This window comes from Reichenbachiella sp. (genome assembly GCF_039969095.1).
Lineage (GTDB): Bacteria > Bacteroidota > Bacteroidia > Cytophagales > Cyclobacteriaceae > Reichenbachiella.
On sequence record NZ_JBDVOL010000010.1, the window covers coordinates 49868 to 76403 of the forward strand.

Sequence of the window (26536 nt, forward strand, 5' to 3'; positions counted from 1 at the left end):
TGCTGTCAGTTGGTGACAACACCAACTGAGGCGATTTTTTTATTGTCCTTGTTGGTCGTGTGACCAACAAGCATTATTAATTCCCTCTCAACTTCTGGATCAAAGCCAAAGTAGCTTTCACTTTAGCAGTCAAACCAGCGTAGTCATATTCTCCTTCTGAGTTTTTGACGAACAGTTTTGATCCCATACCAACACAGTGTACACCAGCATTGATCCAGCCTTTTAAGTTGTCTTCAGTAGGCTCTACACCTCCTGTTGGCATGATGCTGCTCCATGGAAATGGACCTTTTACAGCTGCTACGAATGAAGGGCCGCCTACTTGAGAGCCGGGGAAAATTTTTACTACCTCAGCGCCCAATTCTTCTGCATAAGAAATCTCAGTCAAAGAGCCACAGCCCGGAGACCATGCTATTTTTCTACGGTTACAAACCTTAGCCATGTCGGCATTTAAGATAGGAGAAACTACGAAGTTGGCTCCATTCTGAATGTATAGTGAAGTGGTACCTGCGTCCACCACAGATCCGATTCCTAAGATCAACTCAGGCGTTTCCTTGGCCGCCCATTTGTTCAATTCATTGAAAACTTCGTGCGCATAATCGCCTCTGTTTACAAATTCGAAAACTCTCACACCGCCTTCATAGCAGGCTTTCAAAATCTTCTTGCAAATTTCGATGTCTTTGTGATAAAATACGGGCACCATCCCTGTGGCTCCCATCTGCTGCGCTACTTCTATTCTTGTAAATCGTGCCATAACTTTATTTCCAGTTTAATATTTTGTTGAATTCGTAGGTTTCAGGGTCAGTTACTATTTCTTTGGCTTTCGCCAAATCGTTTTTTTCTATAAAATGTAGGTTGTGCAAACTGAGTTTGTAAATCTCCGCCTCCGTATCTACCAAACGTGGAGGAATTACTCCATCACTATTCTCAAATTCTGACAAGAACATCGGTTTGATATCTCCTCGTGAGTTGGCAGTAGCAATACAGCCGCTAGTTCCTTCATCAAAAAGTTTTTTCACTCCCGTGCCCAATAGCGTACAAAGGGTCAAATCATATCCTATCGGTCTGCAGCATCTTAATTCATAACCCAGCTCAACTGGTCGACTTTTGATTTTAATACCTAATGTCTTTAGTTTCTCTTGAACTAATACATTAAAGATATTGGACTTACTCACGTTTCCCAGCTCAGGATGGCCATGATCATCATAAGTAAACAAAATACCAGAGTCCTTCAACTCTTGCTCATCTATCTCATGAAATACGCCTTCACTGACCAACGCAACACCATAATTGATGCCTTCGAGCTTACGCTTAATCATAGATGAGATGATTAAATTGACCACCTTGTCAAGCGTGACCTTGGTCTTGTTGAACATCTCAGGGATAATCAACATGGGAAAGTGACAGGCTGAGGCGATCCCGAAAGCCAGATGTCCTGCCGACCTTCCCATGGCTGACATGATAAACCAGTTTTGACTTGTGATGGCGTCTTCATAGATCGTGTTTCCAATCTTTACGCCCTCATCCTTGGCCGAATGAAACCCAAATGTTGGATTGCGATCGGGTAGAGGCAAGTCATTATCTATTGTTTTTGGGACGTGAATGTTTTTCACATCCAATTCACTTTTCTTTAAAAATTTGGATAGACGGTTGGCTGTGCTAGCAGTGTCATCTCCGCCGATAGTCACCAAAAGTTTTACATTGTAATCAATGAAAAATTTAGTATTGAAATCGGTGTCTTTAGGCTTGAAACGACTCATAACCAACGATGATCCGCCTCTACTGAATATTCGATCTGCATAAGCGAAATCGAAGTCTGTAATTTGAGGGTCATCTGATAAAATGCCCTGATAACCACCATGTACACCGATCACTCGATAGCCATCTTTCAAAAAGGTTTTGGCCACGGTACTTACCACGGTGTTGATGCCCGGTGCTGGGCCTCCTCCGCAAACAATTGCTATGGATGGTTTGGACATTAGTTTTTTAGTTTTGGAATTAGGGAAAAAGAAGGGCGATCTCGGTTTAAATATTCTAGGAAAAATACAGACCGCCCATTCTTCTGAATCTTGCTATCTGGCCACTCTACCCGATGCGTCTCCACCCATCAGTTTCTCAACTTCTGCAACCGTTACCAGGTTAGCATCCCCTTTAATAGTATGTTTTAGACAAGAAGCCGCTACTGCAAAATCCAATGCATTTTGATCGTCTTCTGGAAATTTCAGTAATCCGTAGATCAATCCTCCCATAAACGAATCTCCACCTCCAACTCTGTCTACAATATCTGTGATTTGGTATTGACGTGTTTCAAATAGCTTGTTGCCATCGTACAATACGCCAGCCCATGTATTGTGAGAAGCAGATATACTTCCTCTCAATGTGGTGATTACTTTCTTGGCTTTAGGGAATTTCTTCATCATCTGCTTACATACAGACAAGAAAGCTTCTCCTTTTACATTGTGACCTTCTGTTTGAACAGAGATACCTTCTGGCTTGATGCCAAAATGCATTTCAGCATCTTCTTCGTTACCCAACACGATGTCGCAATAAGAAGTCAATTCTGTCATAATTTCTTCTCTCTTCTTCGCATCACAAAAGTTCCACAGTTTGGCTCTGTAGTTCAAGTCAGTTGATACGGTTACGCCCATTTCAGAAGCAATTTTTACAGCCTCTAGACAAGCATCTGCTGCGCTCTGTGAGATGGCTGGCGTGATACCTGTCCAGTGGAAGAAACCAGCATCTTTGAATACTTCTTTCCAATCCACCATGCCTGGCTGGATTTCGCACATCGCAGATCCAGCTCTATCGTACACCACTTTACTTCCTCTGCTTACAGCACCTGTTTCTAAGAAATAAATGCCCAAACGGTCACCACCAAAAACGATGTTATTGGTGTTTACACCTCTTTTTCTCATTTCCATCAAAGCGCACTCACCGATATCATTCTTTGGTAGTCGAGTCACAAAGTCAACATCTACACCATAATTGGCTAGTGATACTGCTACATTAGATTCTCCACCACCATATACTACGTCGAAATTGTTGGCCTGAGAAAATCTTAAAAACCCCTGTGGAGCCAATCTCAGCATGATTTCTCCGAATGTTACTACCTTTTTCATAATCGTTTATTGTTTTTGCTTTTACCGTGTTCGTTAACGGTACGGATCAAAAATAAATCCCTCATGCGAAGGATTTTCAGCCGTGTTCGTTAACGATGAATACAAATGTACTATATTGCTGGTAATTTCAAAATGAATCAAGCAATTTTTTCATATTTGCCCTGCATGAAACGAATTACAATAAAAGAAATAGCCAAAAAAGCCGGAGTATCAGTAGGCACGGTTGATCGTGTATTACATAATCGAGGTGAGGTAGCTGAGAAAACAAAAAAGTTGGTCAAGCAAATCGCTAAAGAAGGCAATTACTCTACTAATGTATTTGCTCGAAATCTAAAATTAAATAAGACCCATCGTTTTGCTATTATTCTTCCGCAGGATAATGAATATTGGAAAATTCAACGTTTTGGGATTGAAACCGCAGCGGCAGAATTTGCAGCTCTAGGAGTGGAGTTAGATTTTTATACTTTCGATAGGCAAAACCAAGATTCGTTTGTGAAGCAGTCAGATTTGGCACTGCAGTCAGATCCAGATGGAGTAGTGATGGCTCCACTGTTAGAGAAAGAGGCTAGCGATATTTGTAGCCAGCTGGATAGTAGTCAAATACCCTATGTATTTGTTGATTCGAATTTAGAAAGTGCTAAGCCATTGGCGTTTATCGGGCAAGATTCGGTGCAAAGCGGCTACTTGGCCGCGAAGTTGTTGAATATTGGTCACCCTCCCAATTGTCATTCATTAATTATCAAGTTTCGTGATTTTGATAGTATAAATAAAACGATCGATGAGCGTATTGAGGGTTTTAGAAAATATTATCAAGAACATCAATTGGATGAAGCTGGAATAAGAGAAGTGGAATTAGGTTTGGACGAAGCAGCCTTGAAAAAATGGTTTGAGTCTGTAAATGATAAAGAAGCTTTGATTTTCGTGCCGAATTCCAGATCGCATCAGGTAGCGAAACAAGCTGCTTCGGTTTGGTCAGCTAGGTCCTACCGATTGATTGGTTATGATTTGGTTTCAAAGAATTTAGAGGGATTGGAAGATGGTAAAATTGAGTTTATCATTCATCAAAACCCTAAGACACAGGGTGTATTAAGCATTCAGACGCTATATAGACATTTGATTCTGAATGCAGAAGTGCGGAACACCCAGTTTATGCCCTTGGATATTTTGACTAGGGAAAACGTTGCCTTCGCGGATAATTAATATGGCTTTGATTCTGTTGTAATTCACCTCTTCGATTTGCTTGTGCCAATCGCTCATTTGGTGGTTCTTTCTAACTAAATGTTCATTAGAAGTGACGGTATGAAGTACGCTAAATTTCTTTGAATTCCAATTAAATTAAATTGGTCGACCAATATTTTTCACAATTTTATTCGTCTTGGTCTGTATGAATTTTCTTCGATTTTGGACTAAAAACACGTATTTAATCTTGTATTGATAAAATTAGGATTGAAGAATTGACTTGCCTATTCAGACCAAGTTTCTTTATTTATCAAAATATAATAAATTGGTTAACCAAAAAAATGATAGATCAATTATTAATCGGCCAGGATTGTATCATTTTTTAACTAAACCAATTTATCATGTTTTCAAACCTAAAACTACTGACGTTTAATCAGTCATTTGTACTGGTGGTTGGGGTGCTTTTTAGTGCCTTGATTACCTTTAGTTGCGCAGAGGAAGACGTATTGTCTGAGCCTGAATTTACGGAGATCAAAAATGAAAGATCTGCGGTGCCAACCGTTTCAAAAACCTATTTTATTAAAAATCGAAAAAGTGGGAAGTATATTGATGTAGCCGGATATAGCCACTCCAATGGTGGAAAGTTGCATCAATGGACCCATCACGGTGGTCTAAATCAGCAGTGGGAGATTATCTCTACTGGAGGTGGCTATTTTCGATTGAAAAGTAAAGAAAGCGGCAAATCATTTGATGTGGCTGGTAATAGTACAGCCAACAAAGCGTACTTGCAGCAGTGGGCCTACGGCGGCGGAACTAACCAACAATTTACATTTCATAGTGCTGGCAATGGCTACTACATGATCAAAGCTAGGCATAGTGGTAAAGCGCTAGATGGTACAGGTCAGACAGCCAACGGTTCTCGTATTTGGCAGTGGACTTATAATACCTCTAATCAAAATCAGCATTGGCTGTTTGAGGAGGTAGGATCATCCGGCGGAGGCTCCGAGACTCCAGGTCAAAACCTAGGGCTTTCCATGGATGATTGGAAGCTCAATGGATTTACGGGTAGTCCATCAAGCTCCACCTATCGAGATGATGTACTGGATGCCACTGGTAAGACTTTTGCTAACTATTCGGACAACAATTATTTCTGGACTGATGGTACTTGGACTTATTTCAGGGTCTATAGAGGTCAGCCTAGTTCGAGTGGATCAGGCAATCCTCGAGTCGAATTGAGAGAATTAGACGGAGGAGACCTGGCTGCCTGGAGTGGTTCTAGTGGTAACAATACCATGACTTGGACTGCCAGAGTAGACCGATTGGGTAAAAGTGCCGATGGTGGAAGCGGAGTCACCTGCTTTGGGCAGATTCATGGGGATGGCGATACTGTGGATGATGTTATCCGCGTACAATTCCTTGGTTCTCCAAATCAAACTTCTGGTGCTGTGAAGCTCAAAATCAGTGGATATGTAACGGAAGAATTGCAAGGTGGGAGTAAAACGTATACTGGCTATTCGCTTGATACTGAATATACTTTCAAGCTGACCTATAATAGTAGCGTCGTACGCTTTTATGTAAATGGTTCGCAAGTATTCAGTCAGTCCATGAGTGGTCACGACACGTCAAACAATTATTTTAAGGTAGGTGATTATATGCAGTCCGTGCAAGGAGCTAGCTATGATGGTTCTAATGCCGTTGTAGCGATCAAAAATTTGAGTGTGACGCATTAATGTTAGTAGCTTAATCTAATTAAAAATTAAAGGCTGCCACGTACATGGCAGCCTTCTTCATTTATTAATCGACCGGTTTTTAAGTATTAGTTGTGTGACACCCAGAAGTCGTAGACATATACTTCCCCATAATTGTTAGGGTCGTCTGTATCACTGCCTTCTCTATCTGGATTGCTTTGCGTATAGTTGCCTATTTTGAAATAGGTCTGGTCATAATTAATGTCCATTACATGGTCATTACTACCATCTTTTACCAAATAACTTGAAGCATTGCCGCTATTATATGCATTGGCTAAATTACCGTCCTCGCTATAGTAACAGTAGTGTTTGCCGTTTATGATTTCAAATATGACTTCATGCTGAGTGCCTAGTGTGTAATTGGTTTTGATGGTCAAATCGCTTCTCAGTTTTCCTCCGTTAAAACTCAAAAACAAGTGAGAACCCTCTAACCTTAGAACCATGGCGTCGTCAATTCCATCAGATTTATTCCCATGGATTTGGGTCGCTACTAAATGATTCTTGTTGATAGGAAGATGAGTGATGGCTTGCTTGGAATAGACCACATGCTGGCCGGTAGTGGTCCAATAGATATCAGAGCTTCCATCTTCTTTTCTTTCTCTCAATTCTGATCTGATGTAGTCGGAATTTGGTGTAGATCCATTGTTGCTGCGAATTGGCACTCTGAATACAATAGCGTCTTGATTGTCGCTCACGAAGTAGAATTCGTTGTTTGCTTCACCACAAAGCGTTTTATCCTCGCTTCCATCCGGGTAAGTGATCTTCCATTGATTACAATTAGCCATCAAGTCAGAAGGTACATCGGCTGACCCGCCACCATCACCTGAGCCTTGAGGAGTAGCACTAACGGATTTGCTTGAAGATGCATTGCCAGAATCATCATATGCAACCACATTGAAAGTGTATGAGTTGCCATTTGTAAGGCCCGTTATCGTTTGGCTTGATGATGAAGTAGAACTGCTACTGCCATTGTATGAAATTTCAACATGATCAAAATCTGAATCAGAAGGATTTGTCCAAGACAAGCCCACTTGTCCATTACCTGCAGTTGCACTTAGTCCAGAAACTGAACTAGGAGGGGTAGTATCTCCACCGCCGTTGCTTGATTCTCCCCAGATCTCCGTTTCTGTGATGCTATTCCAGCTATTGCTCGAATTGCCGAAACCGGTGATCCGGATATAGCGCGCATTCACTGCATCAAATGAATAAGTTTCTAGCGAAGTTGTATTTCCGCTGCTGCCACTCGATTGGGCATTGTACACATCCGATAGGGTTGAGGTTGTATTTCCGGCTCTGATTTTGAAGAATGAGCTTCGTTGATCTCCTTTATACCAGGCGATTTTCAGACTGCTCACACTTTTAATGCTTCCTAAGTCATAGGTAATGTACTGTCCGGAACCATTGGCTGACCACCGGGTACCTAGGTTTCCATCCAAAGTGTTGGCTGGAACATTACCATCATTTGCGCTGGCCGACGCAGAGGATATGGTTAGTTTGCCATTTTCACCGCCTGATCCTCCAGACCCACTGCCTTCTATTAGAGCGAAGTCATCAAACCTTCCTGTACCTCCATTGTATTTGCCATAGATAGTGACATTGGTATTGCTACCAGAATTGAAAGCAACAGAAACTTCAGTCCAATCATTATAGTCTCCGCCGTCGCTCAAGTCATTACTTCCAGTGATTACACCAATTGTTCCTTTATCAAGGACGTATGCAGTTAAAATATAATTGGTGTTTTGTGAAACAGATACCGTCTGTTCTACTTTTCCACTGGAACCTGTAATCTTTGCAGATTTTGATCCTGTGTGTGCATCGCTTGATAAGGCAGATGGGTCGGTATCATTCCAGCCCGACCAACTGCTTTCAAAACCCGGGTTATTGAGGCTAATTTGATCCCCAGATGCCATTTTTACATCTTGAATGGTGTTTTGGCCGACTTTCAGATCTTCTTCCTGACAGCCACTGATCCATACAGTTGATAATGCTAAGAATAAAGTAATAACCCCTATACATAGCTTGTTAAACGTGTTTTTCATTTTGTTTTAGTTAGTGAATAAATGTTTCCGTTAGTTACCATTAGTCGATTAGTAATTGGTAAACCAATTACTAATTAGGTGAATTATAGATGTTTTACCAAGTCATAGGAAATAGTTAGACTGGTTGATCAGTGAATTTCTACTTGAATTGAAAAATGAATAATTTCTCTATTTCATTTACATAATTGCGTTTTATTTAGTTAAAAAATTCATTTGAGCTGATTTTAAGGTGTTTTTTGAGTTTTTTATAACTTTGAAAACCCTGCTTTATGGCAGCTTTTTACATGTATTATTTGGTGTTTAATAATATTTATCATAAATTGGTCGACCAATCATTAGTGATATTAATTCGAAACAATGGAATTGCTTAAAAATTTTAGTCAGATAGTCATTGAAACTCCAGTTGATCAGATCATCAACCAGATCAAGCAATTGATTACTTCAGGCCAATTAAACCCTGGAGATAAACTACCATCGGAAAGAAAGCTTTGTGATGTGCTAGGAGTTGGGAGAACTCATCTAAGAGACGCTATTAAAAAGTTGGAATTTTATGGTATCCTAAAAACACTTCCTCAAAGTGGGACAGTGGTTGCCGGCATGGGTATCACCGCTTTGGAAGGTTTGATTTCTGATGTATTGAAGTTAGAAGGTGATGATTTTAGTTCTTTGGTAGAGACCAGAGTAATTCTTGAAGTGAATAGTGGTGTTTTAGCTGCCGAGCGAAGAACAGGCAATGACATTAGGGAAATAGAAAAGGCATTATTCGCCCACAGAGCAAGAATAGAACAAGCGGATCATGCAGTAGAGGAAGACCTGATGTTTCACTTAAAAATAGCCGAAGCTAGTAAAAATTCGGTTCTCAAATCTTTGATGTTGATAATTACCCCAGATATACTTTCATATTTCAAACAACACGATGTGTGTGGAGATGGAAGATCTAATAAGGCAGTAGAACAACATGAGAAAATATTAGAAGCAATCAAAAATCAGGATAAAGACACAGTAGCGAAGGAAATGCGAGGGCATTTGGTAGACATCCTTGATTATTCGAAAACGATACAAGTAGAACAATTATATAACACTAAAACTAAAGATACTAATGGGAAATTGAAAGGGATATAAAAAAAGGACGGATTAACCAAGGGTTAACCCATCCATCGCGGGATCAATCATCTCAATGACACAATATCAATTTGGCCATCGGTATTAAACATTGGACGATCAATTGCTGATACAAAAGTAACCAATTACTGTTATTCTACAGTATAGGATCAACTTTATTAACCCACCCCGCATCAGCAGATACTATTTACTAAGTGTGAACAAAAACAATTAAAATGAAAAACATTTTACTATTATCTAAAGACCATCAAAAGCACATTTTCGTGATGATGCTAATGGTGTTGAATGTGATGATAATAACACCGGTATTCGCTCAGGATATCAAAATCTCAGGGGTAGTAAACTCTGAGGATAATGAGCCTTTACCAGGTGTAACGATCATAGTACAAGGAACGACTGCAGGTACAGTAACAGATATCAATGGGAATTATGTATTAGAAGTGCCTACCGACGCTATTCTAGACTTTTCTTTTATTGGATATTTAAAACAAAGTATAGGTGTCAATGGAAGAACAACTATTGATTTAACCATGGAACCCGATATTGAACAACTAGATGAAGTGGTTGTGATTGGATATGGTACTCAAAAGAAGTCCCATCTGACTGGTGCTATTTCTAAAGTGGATAACAAAAACATAGACCAAATTCCTACATCAAGAGCTGATCAGGCAATGGTAGGTCGTGTGGCTGGTATGAACGTACAGAACTCAAACCCTGAAGGGGTAGGTGGTGCGCCAACCATTCAAATAAGAGGTGTTGGGTCTATTACAGGAGGATCTGGGCCATTATTGGTAATCGATGGAGTAGCTGTGGATTCAGAATTTTGGACAAACATTGATATGAACGATGTAGCTTCAATCGAAGTATTGAAAGATGCTGCTTCTGCGGCAATTTTTGGTTCAAGGGGAGCAAATGGAGTAGTAATGATCACAACTAAAACTGGAGAATCAGGCAAGACCAAATTTGCATATAATGGATTTTACGGCTGGCAAGACGTTCAAAATAATCCAGACTATAATACTTCTGTTGCAGATGGTATGGCAGCTGAAAGAGCGGCAAACGGTGAATTATCTCCTAGATCAAGATATAAAGAATTGATTGGTGTAGATAATAATTGGCAAGACATCATTTTTGATGGTGGAAATACACAAAGTCATACTATTAGTGCTCGAGGAGGAAATGAGTCAACCACTTTTAGTACAGCCATGACCTATGCGCACGATGAAGGAGTCTTACTCACTGATGACTTCAAGAAATACAACTTGAAAGCAAAAATTGATACTAAAGTAAATGATGATTTGTCTTTTGGTGTGAGTTTAAATCCTTCTTATACAGAAAGAAGAAGATTTGACGGATCTACGCATGATATTCTCAGGCAAACACCTTGGTTGCCAGTTTACCATGATGAAAACACAATTCAGTATGTAGATCGAACAGTTTATCCGGATGTTGAAGTAGGTGATTACGCATTGCAGCGTCATTTTGATAATTATGATCTCGATGGTGACGGAACTTTGATAGATATAAGCAATACTTCTAATACCAATCCTGCGGCCAAAGTACTGGAAAGAGATAGGAGAGATTTTCAATTTAAATTGTTCGGTAAGTTTTACACTAAATATAAATTGAGTGATAATTTTTCTATTCAAGCAGCTTTATCTGGCGATTTGCAAAATACTGAAAGACAGAGATGGCAAGGAGTGGAGTCTAGTAGAAATGGGGCTTCAGGTGCTTCCTTGGCTGTGAACAACGAAAATAAAGTACATGTTGTAACTCAGGGATTTTTGAACTATAATCAGACATTTGGCAGCCATGAATTTTCTGCTACAACTGGTGTTGTTGCAGAAAGGTACAAAGAGAAATATTCTAATGTTTCTGGAACAGGTTATGAGTTTGATTTTGTGCCTACGCTAGATGCAGCTGCTGAAGCATCTGCATGGGGCTCATTCGAAAGAGAAAAACGTCTATTGTCTTTTATAGCTCGTGTGAATTATTCATTTTCTGATAAATACTTAGCCTCTATTAGTTTTAGAAGAGATGGTAGTTCGGTTTTTGGGCCAGATAATAAGTATGGTAATTTCCCAGCAGTATCTGTGGGATGGAGAATTTCTGAAGAGTCATTTTTGGCAGGGTCTAGTGTAATAAATAACTTGAAATTAAGGGCAAGTTTTGGTATTACAGGTAACGATCAAATCTCAACAGGAAATAGATTGAATGATTGGTATTCTCCTACTGCTCTGCTAAGTTCAAGAACGGCCGTTGTAGGTGGGTCTACAGCAACCGCTTTCAATCCACAAAATATAGCAAATCCAGAATTAGGCTGGGAGCGTTCTATAGAATTTAATCCAGCTATTGATTTTGGATTTCTAGATAATATTATTTCAGGTTCCGTTGATTATTACAAAAGGACAAGTGATGACTTGCTCTTGAATGTAGATGTGTCAGGGGTTACTGGATTCAACAATGCTCTTGTAAACATTGGGGAAGTAACTAATGAAGGAGTTGAAATAGAGTTGAGAACAAATAACATCAGAACTAAAAAGTTTAGATGGACAACTACATTTTTAGCATCAAGAAATAAAAATACATTAACTGATTTTGCTAATTCAGATGGTTTGATCCAAAGTGTAGATGAAAAAAGAGCAGCTGAATGGATTAGTTCAGTAGGTCATCCTATTTCTTCTTTCTATGGATATGTCGTAGATAGTGAAATTCCATTAGAGTACTTGAATGATGCATATCATCCCATAGGTGGACAAGCTCAAGATGTTTATGTCAGAGATTTGAATGGAGATGGTGTGATAGATGATGGTGATAAAACCATATTAGGAAGTCCATATCCAGACTTCATTTGGAGTGTTACTAACACTTTTACTCTAGGAGATTTCGATTTGTCTTTCATGTTCCAAGGAAGTCATGGAGCAGAAGTGAGAAATATGGGCGACCAATATTTATATAATCATTTTAATAGTAGTCAGGATTTTGACCCTGCGATCACCCCAGATCAAGAATTCATTAGGGAGAAAATCTTTACTAATTCTATAGTTCAAGATGCTTCATACATAGCACTTAGGAACTTGAATTTGGGATACAATTTCCCATCTAGACTTACATCTAAGATTGGAATGACTAGTGCTAGATTATATGTAAGTGGGTCAAACTTGATGTATATCAAGGGAGACAATTACACAGGTTTTAATCCTGAATCTTTGACTACTACGTCACCTACGACTTACGGTTATCAAAGAGCTGGAGCTCCTATTGCTAGATCAATAGTAACTGGAGTAATCATTGAATTTTAATCTGGGTGATGATCATTAACAAAAAAGAAAATATCATGAAAAATATAAGAATAATAGCGCTGTTCATATTTGCGATGCATCTATATGGATGTCAAGACGATTTCTTATCGCCAGCGCCTAATTCAGCAATTAGTGCAGATGCATTCTATACGAATGATATAGAATTGGAAGCTGGTGTGGTGAATCTTTATGACGGAATCCAAGGTATCAATTCTACAGTAACATCTGACTTGCATGGTATTCAGATTGAATACCAAGTAACAGAAATGAGAAGTGATAACACGAGAACTAAAAGTGGTGAAGGTGAAGCTGCCCAATTCGAATCCTATACAGTTGAGGCAACGAATGGCGTAGTCGCAGACTACTATGCAAGTTTTTATAACATTATTTTTAGAGCTAACACGATTTTAGCGAATTTGGAAAATGCATCAGAGTCAAAAGCTGCACAGTTCGAAGGCGAAGCTAAATTTGTTCGGGCTTATGCGTATTTTAACTTGGTTCGGTTGTTTGGAGACATTCCATTAGCAACAGAAGTTATAGCCCCAACTGATGAGGTTACGGCATTTACAAGAGTAGCTACAAGTAAAGTATATGAATTAATAGTGAGTGATTTTAACACGGCTATAGACAATTTAGACAATTCTTATAAGAATAGAGCATCTAAAGCAGCAGCTCAAGGTTTGTTGGCCAAAGTACACTTGACTATAGGCAACTATACTATTGCACAAGAATTACTTGAAGAGATTATTACATCAAACGAATTTAGTTTAGAAACTAATTTTAAAGACATATTCTATTCAGAAGGTAATGACGAAACCATTTTTGCTATTGGGTATGCTGCTGACAACTCTAATGACAGTCAGAATTTTTCCGCTGAATGGTTGAACTCTGTAGGGAGATCAAGTGGTTTGAATTACGTGACTAGTGATGTGAGAGCAGCTTTCGCCACATACGGCGGAACTATGAGATCTGAATATTCATTCAGGTTAGACGCAGCACAAACTACGCAATATCAAGTAGTCAAATATTTACCGAATGGTGATGAAGTTTTAGGTATCGATCCTACATCAGGTGATCCTACATTGGCAGGAAATGATTGGATTATATTGAGATATTCAGATGTATTATTGATGCATGTAGAGGCAATTTTGGCTGGTCGTGATGGACCGATTACCAATTCTGATGCCTTAGCATCATTTCAAGCTGTAAGAAACCGAGCGGGCTTAACTACATTGGTGGCAAGTATTTCGAAGCAGGATTTGGCAGACGAAAGAAGAGTAGAATTGGCATTCGAAAATCACAGGTTATTCGATTTAATCCGCTTAGGGTTAGCAGAAAGCGTATTGGGTGCTTTTGCAACGGCAAATGGCTTTTCATTTACTGCTAATGATCTACTACTCCCAATACCTCAAAGAGAAATCAATTTGAGCAAAGGAGCATTGAGTCAAAACCCTGGATATAATTAAAATTGAAATCAATGAAAGAGCAAAATATAAAAACAAATAAGTCCATCAAAGTGATGAACTTATTCATAGGATTTTCATTAATCATAGGTATATTATTTATCACATCCTGTGTGGATGAAACTTTACCTGGTGCAGGATCTATTGCTGATACAACCCCTCCTAGAGCGGGGTTTTCATATAGTGCTGATCCTACAGACCAATTGAAGGTCGTATTTACAAATCAATCGGAAAGTGCTACTGATTTTACTTGGGATTTTGGTGATGGTGGTACTTCAGATGAAGAGAATCCTTCTAATACCTATACTGATTTTGGTAAATATACAGTAACCATGATGGCCACTGATAAGCTGGGAGTTTCTTCTGATACCACGATTGAAATTGAAGTAATAGAAGGACCATATCAGCCATACATCTTGGAGGGTGGATTTGAAGGAGACGGAGCTACCGGAGACGGAAGAGATCCTTGGAGATCCAAATCTTGGACAGAGTCTGGAAATTCATGGTCAGATGAAAGATCAGTTTTTGGAATATCTAGCAGCCCCGTATCGTTTGGAGATCAGGCTGCTAAATTAGAACCTCAACCTACTAACCCTCGGCAGGGTTATCAGGAAATCATTGTTGAAGCAGATCAAAATTATGATCTTAGTTTCTGGTACACCATGAAGGACGATTCGTCTGATCCTTGGGCGACAATTGCAATTGTTGGGGTAACTGATCATGGACCTATTACTGGTATTGCAGAGGCTGAAGCAGGAATCATTGCTTCTATAACTGTCAATGATATTTCTGACCCTGAGACTTATGTTCAGGAGACACTTTCCTTTAATTCTGGAACTAATACTACAGTAGCCATTTATTTTTGGAATGATGGTAATGTAGAAACCAGATTGGATGAGTTTGCTATTGAAGTTGCTCCAGAAGGAGCATTGCCTCCTTCTGTATCATTTTCTAGTGAACAGAGTGATACGGATTATCTTTCTTATACTTTTACTAATACCTCAGTAAATGCAGATTCTTATGAGTGGGATTTTGGTGATGGTAATACTTCTACCGAAACTTCACCAACTCATATCTATGAAGAAGCAGATGTATATACAGTGAAATTGACTGCTAAAAATGAGGCAGGCCTTTCAGCTGAATATTCTTCATCTTTTGAAATTCATGCACCTGTCACAGCAGCTTTTACTTATGAAATCGATGACGATGACTATAAGACATATTCATTTATGGATGCTTCTGAAGACGCGGTGAGTTTGTTATGGGAATTTGGTGATGGATTCCAATATACTGGTATGGATCCGATTCATACTTATGATCTGGATGGTATATATACCGTTAAATTAACTGCAACAAGTCTTACTGGATTTGAAGATGTTGAGGAAGTTATGGTGACTGTTGCACAAGGGTTTATAGTACAAATTCTTAATGGAACTTTTGACGAATATACTTTAGAAACTGGTGATAATGCCGATGCTTGGGATATGACACCGAACAGTACTGTTGTAGATAATGACGGTAATACAGTTGATAGTCCATATGATCCACTTTGGGATAATTCAGATTTGGATTCTTGGCTCGATACATTTTATGGAGATGATAGTGAACAACCAGGGTCTTCTAGTGATGGAAACAATGATACTAGAGGAGCAAAACTTGAAGAACCAAGCCGTCGATTGTATCAAGTAGTGACAGTTGAAGCTGGAGAAACCTATACATTTTCTATCGACTCTCGTACTTCTGGTGTATCAGCTCCAACGGATGTCTACATACTAAATACAGAAATTGCAGATGAGACTGGGATTAATGCTTCTGATTCTGATGCGGCAATCGATGAGTATTTCGAGATAACTAACGATTTCAACACGGATTCTGATGAATTCACAACGAGTACATTTGATTTCACCCCATCGACTAACAAGATAGTAATCTATGTTAGAAATGTAAATGTGGTTGACAATGTTACTGAGGCATGGTATGATAATATCACAGTAGAATAAATAAAATAAAACTACCCAGAATTTATTCTGGGTAGTTTTTTTAATCCTTCGACAACTTCACACGAGCAAGTGGGAGTATGAAATAACTATGGCTGTGTGAATATAAAACTGAAAAGAATGAACAATAGAAATAGAGGGTTGAGGATTAGTTCAATGGCACAAAGCCATATCATGCTAATCATTATGATACTCTTGATTATGTTTATCGTTGGTTGCCAAACCAACCAAAGTAATCATCAAAAAGTTGAATCAGCTGATCAACTTAAAACGGCACTCGCTGTTGCCAACCCTGGTGATACCATCTTATTATCTAATGGAGAATGGAAGGATTCAGAATTGGTGATAAAAGCACAAGGAAGCCAAGATGCTCCTATTGTGGTGATGGCCGAAACACCTGGAAAAGTAAAACTAACGGGAAGCTCCAATCTTAAATTAGCTGGCGAATACGTCGTGGTAAGTGGTCTGCATTTTACCAATGGATACACGTTGACGGCTGAAGTGATTTCATTTAGAATCAAAAAAGACCAACTAGCGAACAACTGTAGAATAACCCAAACACTAATAGAAAATTATTCTCACCCCGAGCGTCATGAGAGCGATTACTGGGTGGGTATGTACGGTAAAAATAATCGATTCGATCACAATGCGCTGGTAGGCAAAGGCAACAAAGGCGTTACAATGGCGGTTCGATTGGATACCGAGGAGAGCCGTGAAAACGGACACCTCATTGATCACAATTACTTTGGCCCTAGAGAAAACTTAGGCGCTAATGGAGGGGAAACCTTAAGAATAGGTACCAGTCATTTTTCGCTATCTTTCTCTAATACGCAAGTGATTAACAATTACTTCGACCGATGCGATGGCGAACACGAAATCATCTCCAACAAATCTTGTGGGAATTTATTCAAAGGCAATGTATTTGATGAATGCGTAGGAACATTGACCTTCAGACATGGCAATGAAAATATCGCTGAAAGCAATGCTTTCTTTGGAAATGGGAAACCTCACACTGGAGGTATTCGAGTCATCAATGAAAAACAAAAAGTATTAAACAATTACGGATATGGCTTGACTGGACATAGGTTTCGTGGAGCGTTAGTAGTAATGAACGGTGTGCCAAATTCACCGATCAACAGATACAATCAGGTAATTGACTCAGAAATCAACAACAATACCTTTATTAATTGCGACTATGTGCAACTCTGTGCAGGAAGCGATGAAGAAAGAAGTGCGATTCCGCAGTCTACCTCTATTTCAAACAATATTTTTTGGAATGAAGCCAAGAACGATGTGTTCACCGCTTATGACGACATTTCTGGAATCTCATTTGAAGGAAATATATTGAGTGCCAATATCCAATCTATTGGCAGCGGTTTTGAAGGGATTAATTCAGAATTGGTGCAAAATGCAAATGGCATTTTTGGCCTAAAAAACAAAACTGTAACTGCAGGTATTACAGCAGATTTTTCGGTGGTGTCGAAGGAAGCAACAGGGCCTTCTTGGTACGCGAAACCTAAAAAGCGTAAGACTTTCGGATATGGAAGAACGATAGCTGTAGAAGCAGGAGCTAATCTTTTTGATGTAATGAAAGAGGCTGAGGCTGGTGATATATATAGCCTTGCAGGCGGAGAATATTTGCTTGAAAAGAAGATTCCAGTTGCTGTGCCAATCACTGTACAGTCTACGGAAGGTGCCATAATTAAATTCGAAAAATCAAATCTGTTTGTAATAGAAAATGGAGGAGCCCTACAGTTGGATGGGCTGACCATAGACGGTGTAGAATCACCAGATTACGCCGGCAATGCGGTAGTCTCGACGAGCAGATATTCTATGAATAAAAATTACAAATTGTTTATCAACAATTGTGATTTTAGAGATCTGGATGTCAATCATTCATTCAATATTCTGAAGGTATATAAAAACACATTCGCCGATAGCATAATGATCGAGAATTCTCGATTCAGCGATGTGAGCGGTACGATTCTGGAATTGAACCAAGAGTCTGATGACATCGGAATCTATAATGCGGAGTTCGTTATTCTAAGAAACAACACCTTCAAAAATATCGGTAAAGAGATTGTAAACATGCACAGGGGCGGAAGTGATGAGAGTACATTCGGACCATTACTTTTTGTAGACCATTGTTCTTTTGAGAAGGTGGGCTATGGGCCAAAGAATAAAGAAGACAAATCATTCACACTACACGGAGTGCAAAAAACAATAATTACAAATTCTGTATTTGACGATATCAAAACATTCGACATCTATCATACAGTAGGTGAGCCGATCACTAAAATATCAGATTGTAGTATAGATGGATCTAAGCTGGTGATAAGTGATAATGCAGCCACCCTTTCAAACCTGAAATTGGCTAAAAACGCCAATGGAAACGATGGCGAAAAAGTGGGATACAGACTATGAAGATTAAGTTTTGTTATATCAGTATAGGTTTTAGTGTGGCTGTTGCTCTGTCGCTCTTCTCTTGTGTTGGGGGAGGAGAGTCTACGGAGCAACAGTCCCTATCTGATGTGCATCCAAATTTGGTGCTGACTCCGGATGGAGTGGATCAAATTAAAACAAGTTTAGGAAATGTGCCTCTTTTTGATGAAACCCTACAGGTTGTAATCAAAGAAGTAGATGCAGAAATTGCCAATGGAATAGAGGTGCCAGTGCCAAAAGATCTGGCGGGAGGGTACACGCATGAAAGGCACAAGAGCAACTTCTTCATGATGCAAAAAGCTGGAGTGCTGTTTCAAGTGACAGGCGATGAAAAATACGCTGTTTACGTTCGAGATATGCTATTGGCATATGCTGAGTTGTGGCCTACCATTGGCAAACATCCTGCAGAGCGATCTTATGCACGTGGTAAGATCTTTTGGCAATGTCTAAATGATGCCAACTGGTTGGTATACACGAGTCAGGGTTACGATTGTATCTATGACTGGTTGGATGAGTCTACTCGGGAGAAATTAAACAAGGAACTTTTCAGGCCATATGCGGAGTACGTCTCAATTGAAAATCCACAATTCTTCAACCGAATCCATAACCATAGTACTTGGGGCAACGCTGCAGTAGGTATGATCGGATTGGTGATGGGTGATGAAGAACTCATCACTTGGGCATTGTATGGATTGGATATGAATGTTCCAGGCGACATCATCAAAGACAATGACGGGGGTGACATTCAGCTGGAAGGCCAAAAAGAAGCTGGCTTTTTCGCGCAGATAGATCACTCATTTTCACCAGATGGTTATTATACTGAGGGACCTTATTATCAGCGATATGCGATGTATCCTTTCCTGATTTTCGCACAGTCATTGGCTAGCAAAAAGCCTGAATTAGAGATTCTGAAATATCGAGATGCGCTTTTGATTAAGGCAGTTTATGCGCTAATAAATCAAACCAATACACAAGGCGAATTCTTTCCAATTAACGATTCCCAAAAAGGAATGTCATTGGCTTCTAGAGAACTCGTAAATGCTGTGAGTATGGCCTATTACTATGGTGGAAATGACCCTGAATTGCTCTCTATTGTGAAAGAGCAAGGTCGTGTGCCGTTGAATAATGCTGGAGTAGCAGCTGCAAAAGGAGTGGCCGAAGGAAAAGCTCAGCATTTTAAATACAAAAGTGTTCAGTTGACAGATGGAGCAGAGGGCGATGAAGGTGCCATTGGTATCCTACGAGCAAATGATTTGACATTAGTCATGAAATATGCCAAACATGGAATGGGACACGGACATTTCGATAGATTGGGCTTCTTACTTTACGATGAAACAGGAGAAGTTATTCAGGATTACGGAGCAGCTCGTTGGGTAAACATAGAGCACAAAGATGGAGGCGGATACTTAAAAGAAAACCATAGTTGGGCCAAAGAAACAGTTGCACACAATACATTAGTCATTGACAAAGACTCTCATTTTGATGGCAAAGTAAAACCTGCAGATAAGACTTCTGGCACACCTTATTATTTTTTAGGAGGAGATTCCGTGCAGATTGTAAGTGCCAAAGAGCTGAATGCTTATGATGGAATTACTATGCAGAGAACAATGGCTGTTGTTAGTATGGACGAATTAGAGTATCCATTAGTCATTGACTTGTTTTCTGTACAAGCTCCCGAAGGTACAAGATATGACCTACCCCTTTATTATTTGGGTGAATTAATGTCATCTAATCAAAAAATTCAAACTAATAATAATTTGATCCCCATGGGAGAACACGATGGCTACCAGCACTTATGGGCTGAGGCTCAATCTGATCTTCAAGGGGATATTTTTAGTATGACTTGGTTCAATAAAAAGAAATTTTACACAGTTACGTCGGCTATTGATTCGGGTGACGAAATAATTTTTACAAGAATAGGAGCGAATGATCCAAATTTTAACCTTCGTAGAGATCCTGGATTGATACATCGTAGAAAAGGTGGTAATACATTGTTTGCTAGCCTATACGAAATTCATGGAAGCTATGACTATTCAACGGAGCGCCCTTTAAACTCATTCACTTCCATTAGAAATCTAAAAGTGTTACATCAATCGGAGGCATTTGTTGCCGTTCAGTTTCAATTGAAAACAGGTGAGAACTACCAGTTTGCTTTTTCACAATTGGATAAAAGTGAATCTAGTAATCATGAGGTCGAAACTCCGAATGGGGCATTGCAATGGAAAGGAATTTACGACTTGAATAAAATCAATAAATAGGAGATGGAAAGAAATAGCGAAAAATACATTTTGACAGAGCAAATGGAATGGGAACAACTCGGAGGAGGTGTTTCTAGAAAAATGCTTGGATACGACAATCAAATTATGATGGTGTTGGTGAAGTTTGAAAAAGGAGCTTTGGGGTCTCCTCATAGTCATTTTCATACTCAAGCCACCTATTGTATTGAAGGAAAATTTGAGTTTGAAATTGATGGTGTGAAGCAGATACTCAGTGCAGGAGATGGAGTTTATATAGAACCGAATCTAGTGCATAGTGCTGTATGCCTTGAAGAAGGAAAATTAATTGATACATTCAGTCCAGTAAGGGAGGATTTTCTCACTGGTGGAGGCGTATCCTATTTCGGAGATAAAGACTAAATCAAAAGATTATGAAGATAAAAGGACTTAGGTGGTGGATTGTAGGGCTAGTATGTTTAGCCACGGTCATCAATTATATTGATCGCTCTGCGCTTGCAATTATGTGGCCAGATATCTCTAAAGATTTGGGAATGACTAAGTCTGATTATGCGATAATCTTGAATGTCTTTTTGGTAGCCTATGCAGTAGGTCAATCACTATCTGGAAAAATGTTTGATAAGATTGGCACTCGACTTGGGTTTGTAATTTCTATCACTGTTTGGGGAATAGCCACTGCTATTCATGCATTCGCCAGAGGAGTGATGACTTTCAGTCTGTTTAGAGTGCTATTGGGATTAGGCGAAGCTGGTAACTGGCCTGGCGCCGTTAAAAGTAATGCAGAGTGGTTTCCAGTAAAAGAAAGAGCCTTCGCTCAAGGAATATTTAACTCAGGTGCAGCATTAGGATCTATTGTAGCACCTCCCGTAATCGCCATTGTATGGGTCATGATCGGGTGGAAAATGACTTTTGTATTATTAGGGCTTTTGGGGCTACTATGGATTATCCCGTGGTGGATCATGAATAAAAATGTGCCAAGCAAGCACCCTTGGATTTCTGATGAAGAAAAGCAACATATTCTTTCAGGTTTGAGCGAATCAAGTGTTCAAGATGATAAGCCAGGATTGAGCATGGCAGAAATATTATCCAAACGAGAGTCTTGGGCTGTTTTGGCTTCTAGGTTTTTTGTAGAGCCTATCTGGTGGTTATTTGTAGGATGGATGCCGATTTACCTAGCAGATGTCTATGGTTTTAATGTTAAAGAAATTGGATTTTTTGCTTGGGTACCATATGTAGGAGCGGCCTTAGGAAGTCTATCTGGAGGATATTATTCCGGACAGCTTCTGATCAAAGGAGCTTCAGTAGATCAAGCGAGAAAGAAGACCATTTTGATCGGATGTGTGATCATGTTCTTAGGTCTAGTGGCAACTATTCTTGCCGGAGATACGGCTGTCAAATTTGTAGCTATTGTAGCCTTTGTACTCTATGGATTTCAGTTTGTGATTAGTAATATCCAAACTATACCTAGCGATTTGTTTAGTGGTAAATCTGTAGGTTCATTGGCTGGATTGGGCGGAACTGTCGGAATCTTTTCAGTTATCATCATGAACTTTTTGGTTCCAGTGATTACCGAGAAATTTTCTTATACCCCAATCTTCGTGATGATTGCCTTGTTTGTACCATTGTGCATACTGTCGATCTACTTCTTTGCAAAAGAAATAAAACCTGTGGATCAGGAAAATTAAAGATAAGCGCAGTCTGAAATGCAGACTGCAAGTGTTTTGTTGGAATTGTTCGGTGGTTTTAAGTAGGAGTAAAAACTTAGGCCAATAGGTTTTGATAATTACAGAAAATGACCGAATTAATTCCTTTTAAGCTTTTGATTTTTATCGAAAGCACAATTGAAATGAGAGTTGCTATTCGACTTGACAAAGTCAAGTCTGATGAAAGGAAGATTATTTGAATGCCTGTCTTCTTTGATTAATGCTCATAGAAATAGAAAGGCAATCTACTTGTACCCTGGGTATGGATGCTGCCTTCTTTTGGGAAAAGAATAAGCCCTTGAAAAAATTATAACTGAATTAAAAATTGAAATATCATGGCGAAAGATAAAGTAGCAGTCATTACAGGAGCTACAGGCGGAATTGGATTTGCAGTAGCAAAAAGACTAGGTCAAGACGGATACACTGTTGTATTAAACGGTATTGAGGACGACAAAGGAGCAGAACGAGTAAAGGAGCTGGCAGCTGAGGGAATTACAGCAGAATATTATGGGTTCGATGTGACCAACGAAGCAGAAGTGACAGAAAACATCACCAAAATAGGTGAGAAATATGGTAAAATCGATCTTCTTGTGAATAACGCAGGTGGCTTAGGCGGTAGATCTAGATTCGAAGAAATGACAACTGAGTTTTATAGATTTGTCATGGCTTTAAACCTCGACTCTGTATTTTTTGCTTCAAGAGCAGCTATTCCTTTCCTTAAGAAAGGTGAAAATGCATCAATCATAAATTATACTTCTAACGCTGGCTGGAATGCAGGTGGCCCAGGAGCTGGGATTTATGGAACATCTAAAGCAGGCGTTCATGCAATCACAAGAGCATTAGCAAAAGATCTAGCAGAATATAACATTAGAGTAAATGCTGTATCTCCTGGTACTATAGATACACCGTTCCATGCGCAAATCAAGGCAACTAAGCCAGAAGTATTTGCTTCTTGGAAGAACAATATTTTGTTGGGTCGTATAGGTGAGCCGGAAGAAGTGGCTTCTGTAGTTTCTTTCTTAGGAAGCAAGGATGCTTCATTCATTACTGCTGAAACCATCCAAATTGGCGGTGGTCAGGCTTTAGGAATTTAAAACTAACATTAAAGAGGTTACACTTAGTAACCTCTTTAATCCCTCTCAAAGCGGATAGGTTGTTGTTTAAGCAATTAAAATCTTCGTCAAATGCTATCATCTGTTATAATATCTCATCATTTTAGGTCTTTGGCCTTGAGCGCTGTATCTACTTTGGTGCTTTTGGTATTATCGAGTACGTATGTGAGTGGGCAAAAAGCGAAAGAATATCAATTGCCAAATATTGACCTTTCTCATTGGAAAGTCACTTTACCAATAGGCAAACCAATAGAAGTAAGCCCTCCTGAAATATTAGATTACGCTAACAATGAATTATTGAAACCTTATATGTTCAATGATTCTACCGATGGTAGTTTGGTCTTTTATGCCACACCAGGAGCCACAACCAGAAATACAAAATATTCTCGCTGTGAACTTCGAGAGCAAATGGAGCCAGGTAGTAATAGTGTCAATTGGACCTTTGTGCAAGGAGGTAGAATGAAAGGTACTTTGGCTGTGTCTGAAATATCCAAACAAGCCAATGGAAAATTTGATCGAACGATTGTGATGCAAATCCATGGACGATTGTCCAACGAACAAAAAGCACGCATAGGGCAAAAGGACAACAATGCACCGCCGATATTGAAAATCTACTGGGACAAAGGGTATATTAGAGTCAAAACCAAAGTCCTTAAAGACCTGACCGCAGACGAAATTCAAATTCTTGGCAAAGAGGCGTGGGGTGATGATCCAGGTTATAATTTTCCTGAATACGTAGGGGATAAACCGTTCACTTTGGAAGTATTAGTTTCTAATGGAAGATTAGAAGTCGTCCTAAATGAGAAATCATCAAAAGTATATGAAAGCGTTGATATGCAAAAGTGGAGTGTTTTTGAAAACTATTTTAAAGCAGGCAATTATCTACAATCCAAAGATCCAAATGCATTTGCGAAAGTAAAATTCTATGCACTTGAAGTAGATCATGGAGCTTTTATTGCTAAAGAAAAGTTGAAATAAAGAAAGGAAAAGGAGAAAGAATAAATTTTCAATTATGGAAAGAAGGGCGATTTGGGATGGATTAAAAGGATTGACTATAGCGTTATCCATGATGATAATGTTTAGCTGCGGGTCAGATGACCCAGAGCCTCCAGGCAAGGAAGAAGAAGAGACTGAAGAAGAAATGGAGGAGGAAGAGGAAGAAGAGGATGATCGAGTCGAAGGTGAAGATTATTTCTTGCCCCATATTGACTTAAACAATTGGAAAGTTACCTTGCCAATAGGCAATCCTACAGAGGTCGAGCCTCCCGAAATTCTGGATTATGCTACTAATGAAACATTGTTGCCATTTATGTATAATGATTCTACAGATGGAAGCTTAGTTTTTTATACTTATCCAGGTGCTACAACCAATAATACCAAATATTCAAGAACTGAATTGCGAGAGCAAATGGTGCCCGGTAGCAACGATACGAACTGGACCTTCGCTGAAGGGGCATATATGAAAGGTACATTAGCAATGGACACCATCACCAAAGAAAGCAATGGCGATTATCATAGAACCATTATCATGCAAATTCATGGTCGACTTACAAATGAGCAGAGGGATTTGATAGGAGAAGATGACAATAATGCACCTCCCGTACTCAAAATCTATTGGAATGATGGTTATGTGCGAGTGCATACCAAATATCTTAAAGATTTAGATGCAACGGATACCGAAGCACTACATACCGATGCATGGGGTGATTTGACAGGTGTCAATTTTGATGAAAAAGTTGATTTCGAAAAATTTACACTTGAGGTGAAGGTTTCAGATGGTAAAATGGAAATCACACTAAACGATGATCAGACTATGGTATACGATGATGTTCACATGGAGCGCTGGGGCATATTCGAAAATTACTTTAAGGCGGGAAACTACTTGTCTTCGCTTAATGAAGAGGCATTTGCCAAGGTGAAATATTATGAACTAGAAGTTACTCATTGATTCTTAGCTAGAGATACTCCCCTTGTAATAAGACTTGCCAGGCTTGTTGGGTCTGGCCATTATGAAGGTATTTCTGTGCCAATAGATGTAGTTCTTTTTCCAAGCTTTCTTCATCGTCAGCAAAATTCTGAAGGATAGCGCTAACTTCTGGCTCATTGGCTAATGATAGAATTTCGTCTTTATTAGGCAAGTGCTCCACATTAGCCAGTCTCCCAAGGTTGTTGCCCGTAAGTACAGCACTGTTTTTGATATTTTCAGGCAACTGATCAAATCCAATCCCCATGGTAGTCAGTGGTTTGGGGATTTCGAACATAGTATCAGCATTCGTTTTTGTATACCAGTTACCTCCCATTCGAGCCACTAGTTCAAGTCTGGTTGGGTCTATTTTATTTTCAGCTGTGAGCAAATGATTCTGAACATGCGCCATCACTATTTCGCAGATGATAAGGTTTCCTGCTCCTCCATGTTCACCCATAGATTTCACTTCTAGCACTTTGCATTCAAATGCAACCGGGGACTCTTTAACTCTAGGTGGTTTTATTTTCTCTGAAGGAACTTCAATAAACCCCGCCTTCACGAATTCATTGACCCCTTCACCATATTCTGTACTCGCTAAAGACATCTGTTCGACGATAGGATAGTCTACAATATTGATAACTACTTCTGGGACTTTTAGCACATTATCTAATGTATGCTTTGTCGTATTATCACGAACCCTGCGAGCTGGAGAAAAAACGAGAATCGGTGGATTTGCACTGAACGCATTAAAAAAACTGAAAGGACTCAAATTCACATTTCCTTTTTCATCAACGGTACTCGCAAATGCAATAGGGCGTGGAGCCACAGCCGTAAGTAGTAAAGAATGAAAATGCGCGGTGGAAACCGATTTTGGATCAATTGAAGTCATATCGTCTAATTCTTTGGCAATTAAAGCATGAAGATAATATATGTTAGGAGTTATTTGAATTTTCTCTTGAAGGAATAGAATTATTATGCTTTAGTTCCATCATATCATGAAGATATTTAGCTGTTGGCTTATTTGCTAAGCTCGACTATTCAATAAATAATAAGGGAAAAGAGATGATTAAAGTTGTTTTGAATACCCTTAAAGTATGTTTATTAATATTCTGA

18 protein-coding genes are annotated in these 26536 nt (G+C 39.3%); 13 read left to right on the top strand and 5 right to left on the bottom strand.

The genetic code is table 11. The annotated features are described in order from the left end of the window. Window positions 1-76: 76 nt before the first annotated feature. From ABJH98_RS03595 to ABJH98_RS03605, 3 genes are all read right to left on the bottom strand, one after another. The gene (locus tag ABJH98_RS03595) at window positions 77-751 is read right to left on the bottom strand and encodes a bifunctional 4-hydroxy-2-oxoglutarate aldolase/2-dehydro-3-deoxy-phosphogluconate aldolase (protein ID WP_348306260.1); all 675 of its coding nucleotides are present in this window, start codon (window positions 749-751) and stop codon (window positions 77-79) included. Between the two features lie 4 nt (window positions 752-755). Next, window positions 756-1976, bottom strand: a complete 1221-nt coding sequence (locus ABJH98_RS03600) for a 6-phosphofructokinase (RefSeq protein ID WP_348306261.1) — start codon at window positions 1974-1976, stop codon at window positions 756-758. Window positions 1977-2069: 93 nt separating this feature from the next. Further along, window positions 2070-3116 (bottom strand): sugar kinase, encoded by a 1047-nt coding sequence (locus ABJH98_RS03605; protein ID WP_348306262.1) that lies wholly within the window; start codon window positions 3114-3116, stop codon window positions 2070-2072. Between the two features lie 165 nt (window positions 3117-3281). On the opposite strand from ABJH98_RS03605, the gene ABJH98_RS03610 reads away from it, so the two are divergent. After that, complete coding sequence (locus ABJH98_RS03610) at window positions 3282-4316, top strand: LacI family DNA-binding transcriptional regulator (protein ID WP_348306263.1); 1035 nt, start codon at window positions 3282-3284, stop codon at window positions 4314-4316. 380 nt (window positions 4317-4696) lie between these two features. Then, window positions 4697-6025 carry an RICIN domain-containing protein gene (locus tag ABJH98_RS03615; RefSeq protein ID WP_348306264.1) on the top strand — a complete coding sequence of 443 codons (1329 nt, stop codon included), beginning with the start codon at window positions 4697-4699 and terminating at the stop codon, window positions 6023-6025. Between the two features lie 86 nt (window positions 6026-6111). On the opposite strand, the gene ABJH98_RS03620 is transcribed toward ABJH98_RS03615, so the two are convergent. Further along, a complete protein-coding gene (locus ABJH98_RS03620; protein WP_348306265.1) occupies window positions 6112-8082 on the bottom strand; it encodes a polysaccharide lyase family 7 protein in 1971 nt (656 codons plus the stop codon). Between the two features lie 357 nt (window positions 8083-8439). Between ABJH98_RS03620 and ABJH98_RS03625 the strand changes: the two genes are divergently transcribed. The 11 genes from ABJH98_RS03625 (at window position 8440) to ABJH98_RS03675 (ending at window position 25405) form a co-directional block, all read left to right on the top strand. Further along, window positions 8440-9204, top strand: coding sequence for a FadR/GntR family transcriptional regulator (locus ABJH98_RS03625; RefSeq protein WP_348306266.1), 765 nt, complete (start codon window positions 8440-8442; stop codon window positions 9202-9204). A gap of 215 nt (window positions 9205-9419) precedes the next feature. Further along, window positions 9420-12506, top strand: coding sequence for a TonB-dependent receptor (locus ABJH98_RS03630; protein ID WP_348306267.1), 3087 nt, complete (start codon window positions 9420-9422; stop codon window positions 12504-12506). Between the two features lie 35 nt (window positions 12507-12541). After that, on the top strand, window positions 12542-13972 hold the full coding sequence (locus ABJH98_RS03635) for a RagB/SusD family nutrient uptake outer membrane protein (RefSeq protein ID WP_348306268.1): 1431 nt from the start codon (window positions 12542-12544) through the stop codon (window positions 13970-13972). Between the two features lie 11 nt (window positions 13973-13983). Then, entirely contained in the window at window positions 13984-15969 is a 1986-nt protein-coding gene (locus tag ABJH98_RS03640; RefSeq protein ID WP_348306269.1) for a PKD domain-containing protein, read from the top strand. Between the two features lie 117 nt (window positions 15970-16086). Then, a complete protein-coding gene (locus ABJH98_RS03645; RefSeq protein ID WP_348306270.1) occupies window positions 16087-18390 on the top strand; it encodes a polysaccharide lyase 6 family protein in 2304 nt (767 codons plus the stop codon). Further along, a complete protein-coding gene (locus ABJH98_RS03650) occupies window positions 18387-20666 on the top strand; it encodes a heparinase II/III family protein (protein WP_348306271.1) in 2280 nt (759 codons plus the stop codon). The genes ABJH98_RS03645 and ABJH98_RS03650 overlap by 4 nt, the downstream gene beginning before the upstream one ends. Window positions 20667-20669: 3 nt before the next feature. Further along, the gene (locus ABJH98_RS03655; RefSeq protein WP_348306272.1) at window positions 20670-21044 is read left to right on the top strand and encodes a cupin domain-containing protein; all 375 of its coding nucleotides are present in this window, start codon (window positions 20670-20672) and stop codon (window positions 21042-21044) included. 11 nt (window positions 21045-21055) lie between these two features. Continuing rightward, the gene (locus ABJH98_RS03660; protein ID WP_348306273.1) at window positions 21056-22327 is read left to right on the top strand and encodes an MFS transporter; all 1272 of its coding nucleotides are present in this window, start codon (window positions 21056-21058) and stop codon (window positions 22325-22327) included. A gap of 353 nt (window positions 22328-22680) precedes the next feature. Continuing rightward, window positions 22681-23439 (top strand): SDR family NAD(P)-dependent oxidoreductase, encoded by a 759-nt coding sequence (locus tag ABJH98_RS03665; protein WP_348306274.1) that lies wholly within the window; start codon window positions 22681-22683, stop codon window positions 23437-23439. Between the two features lie 90 nt (window positions 23440-23529). Then, a complete protein-coding gene (locus ABJH98_RS03670) occupies window positions 23530-24435 on the top strand; it encodes a polysaccharide lyase family 7 protein (RefSeq protein ID WP_348306275.1) in 906 nt (301 codons plus the stop codon). A 34-nt stretch (window positions 24436-24469) separates the two neighbouring features. Next, on the top strand, window positions 24470-25405 hold the full coding sequence (locus tag ABJH98_RS03675) for a polysaccharide lyase family 7 protein (RefSeq protein ID WP_348306276.1): 936 nt from the start codon (window positions 24470-24472) through the stop codon (window positions 25403-25405). A 7-nt stretch (window positions 25406-25412) separates the two neighbouring features. Here the strand turns inward: ABJH98_RS03675 and ABJH98_RS03680 are convergent, their stop codons facing one another. Then, window positions 25413-26312: a flavin reductase family protein gene (locus tag ABJH98_RS03680; protein WP_348306277.1), complete on the bottom strand. Its 900-nt coding sequence runs from the start codon at window positions 26310-26312 to the stop codon at window positions 25413-25415. Window positions 26313-26536 lie beyond the last annotated feature (224 nt).

Excerpts from the sequence above, each read along its gene's own strand:
- ABJH98_RS03605 (WP_348306262.1), bottom strand. The coding sequence starts at position 3,116 with ATGAAAAAGGTAGTAACATTCGGAGAAATCATGCTGAGATTGGCTCCA.
- ABJH98_RS03615 (WP_348306264.1), top strand. The coding sequence starts at position 4,697 with ATGTTTTCAAACCTAAAACTACTGACGTTTAATCAGTCATTTGTACTG.
- ABJH98_RS03625 (WP_348306266.1), top strand. The coding sequence starts at position 8,440 with ATGGAATTGCTTAAAAATTTTAGTCAGATAGTCATTGAAACTCCAGTT.
- ABJH98_RS03650 (WP_348306271.1), top strand. The coding sequence starts at position 18,387 with ATGAAGATTAAGTTTTGTTATATCAGTATAGGTTTTAGTGTGGCTGTT.
- ABJH98_RS03660 (WP_348306273.1), top strand. The coding sequence starts at position 21,056 with ATGAAGATAAAAGGACTTAGGTGGTGGATTGTAGGGCTAGTATGTTTA.
- ABJH98_RS03620 (WP_348306265.1), bottom strand. The coding sequence starts at position 8,082 with ATGAAAAACACGTTTAACAAGCTATGTATAGGGGTTATTACTTTATTC.
- ABJH98_RS03630 (WP_348306267.1), top strand. The coding sequence starts at position 9,420 with ATGAAAAACATTTTACTATTATCTAAAGACCATCAAAAGCACATTTTC.
- ABJH98_RS03655 (WP_348306272.1), top strand. The coding sequence starts at position 20,670 with ATGGAAAGAAATAGCGAAAAATACATTTTGACAGAGCAAATGGAATGG.
- ABJH98_RS03600 (WP_348306261.1), bottom strand. The coding sequence starts at position 1,976 with ATGTCCAAACCATCCATAGCAATTGTTTGCGGAGGAGGCCCAGCACCG.
- ABJH98_RS03640 (WP_348306269.1), top strand. The coding sequence starts at position 13,984 with ATGAAAGAGCAAAATATAAAAACAAATAAGTCCATCAAAGTGATGAAC.
- ABJH98_RS03680 (WP_348306277.1), bottom strand. The coding sequence starts at position 26,312 with ATGACTTCAATTGATCCAAAATCGGTTTCCACCGCGCATTTTCATTCT.
- ABJH98_RS03670 (WP_348306275.1), top strand. The coding sequence starts at position 23,530 with ATGCTATCATCTGTTATAATATCTCATCATTTTAGGTCTTTGGCCTTG.
- ABJH98_RS03610 (WP_348306263.1), top strand. The coding sequence starts at position 3,282 with ATGAAACGAATTACAATAAAAGAAATAGCCAAAAAAGCCGGAGTATCA.
- ABJH98_RS03675 (WP_348306276.1), top strand. The coding sequence starts at position 24,470 with ATGGAAAGAAGGGCGATTTGGGATGGATTAAAAGGATTGACTATAGCG.
- ABJH98_RS03635 (WP_348306268.1), top strand. The coding sequence starts at position 12,542 with ATGAAAAATATAAGAATAATAGCGCTGTTCATATTTGCGATGCATCTA.
- ABJH98_RS03595 (WP_348306260.1), bottom strand. The coding sequence starts at position 751 with ATGGCACGATTTACAAGAATAGAAGTAGCGCAGCAGATGGGAGCCACA.
- ABJH98_RS03645 (WP_348306270.1), top strand. The coding sequence starts at position 16,087 with ATGAACAATAGAAATAGAGGGTTGAGGATTAGTTCAATGGCACAAAGC.
- ABJH98_RS03665 (WP_348306274.1), top strand. The coding sequence starts at position 22,681 with ATGGCGAAAGATAAAGTAGCAGTCATTACAGGAGCTACAGGCGGAATT.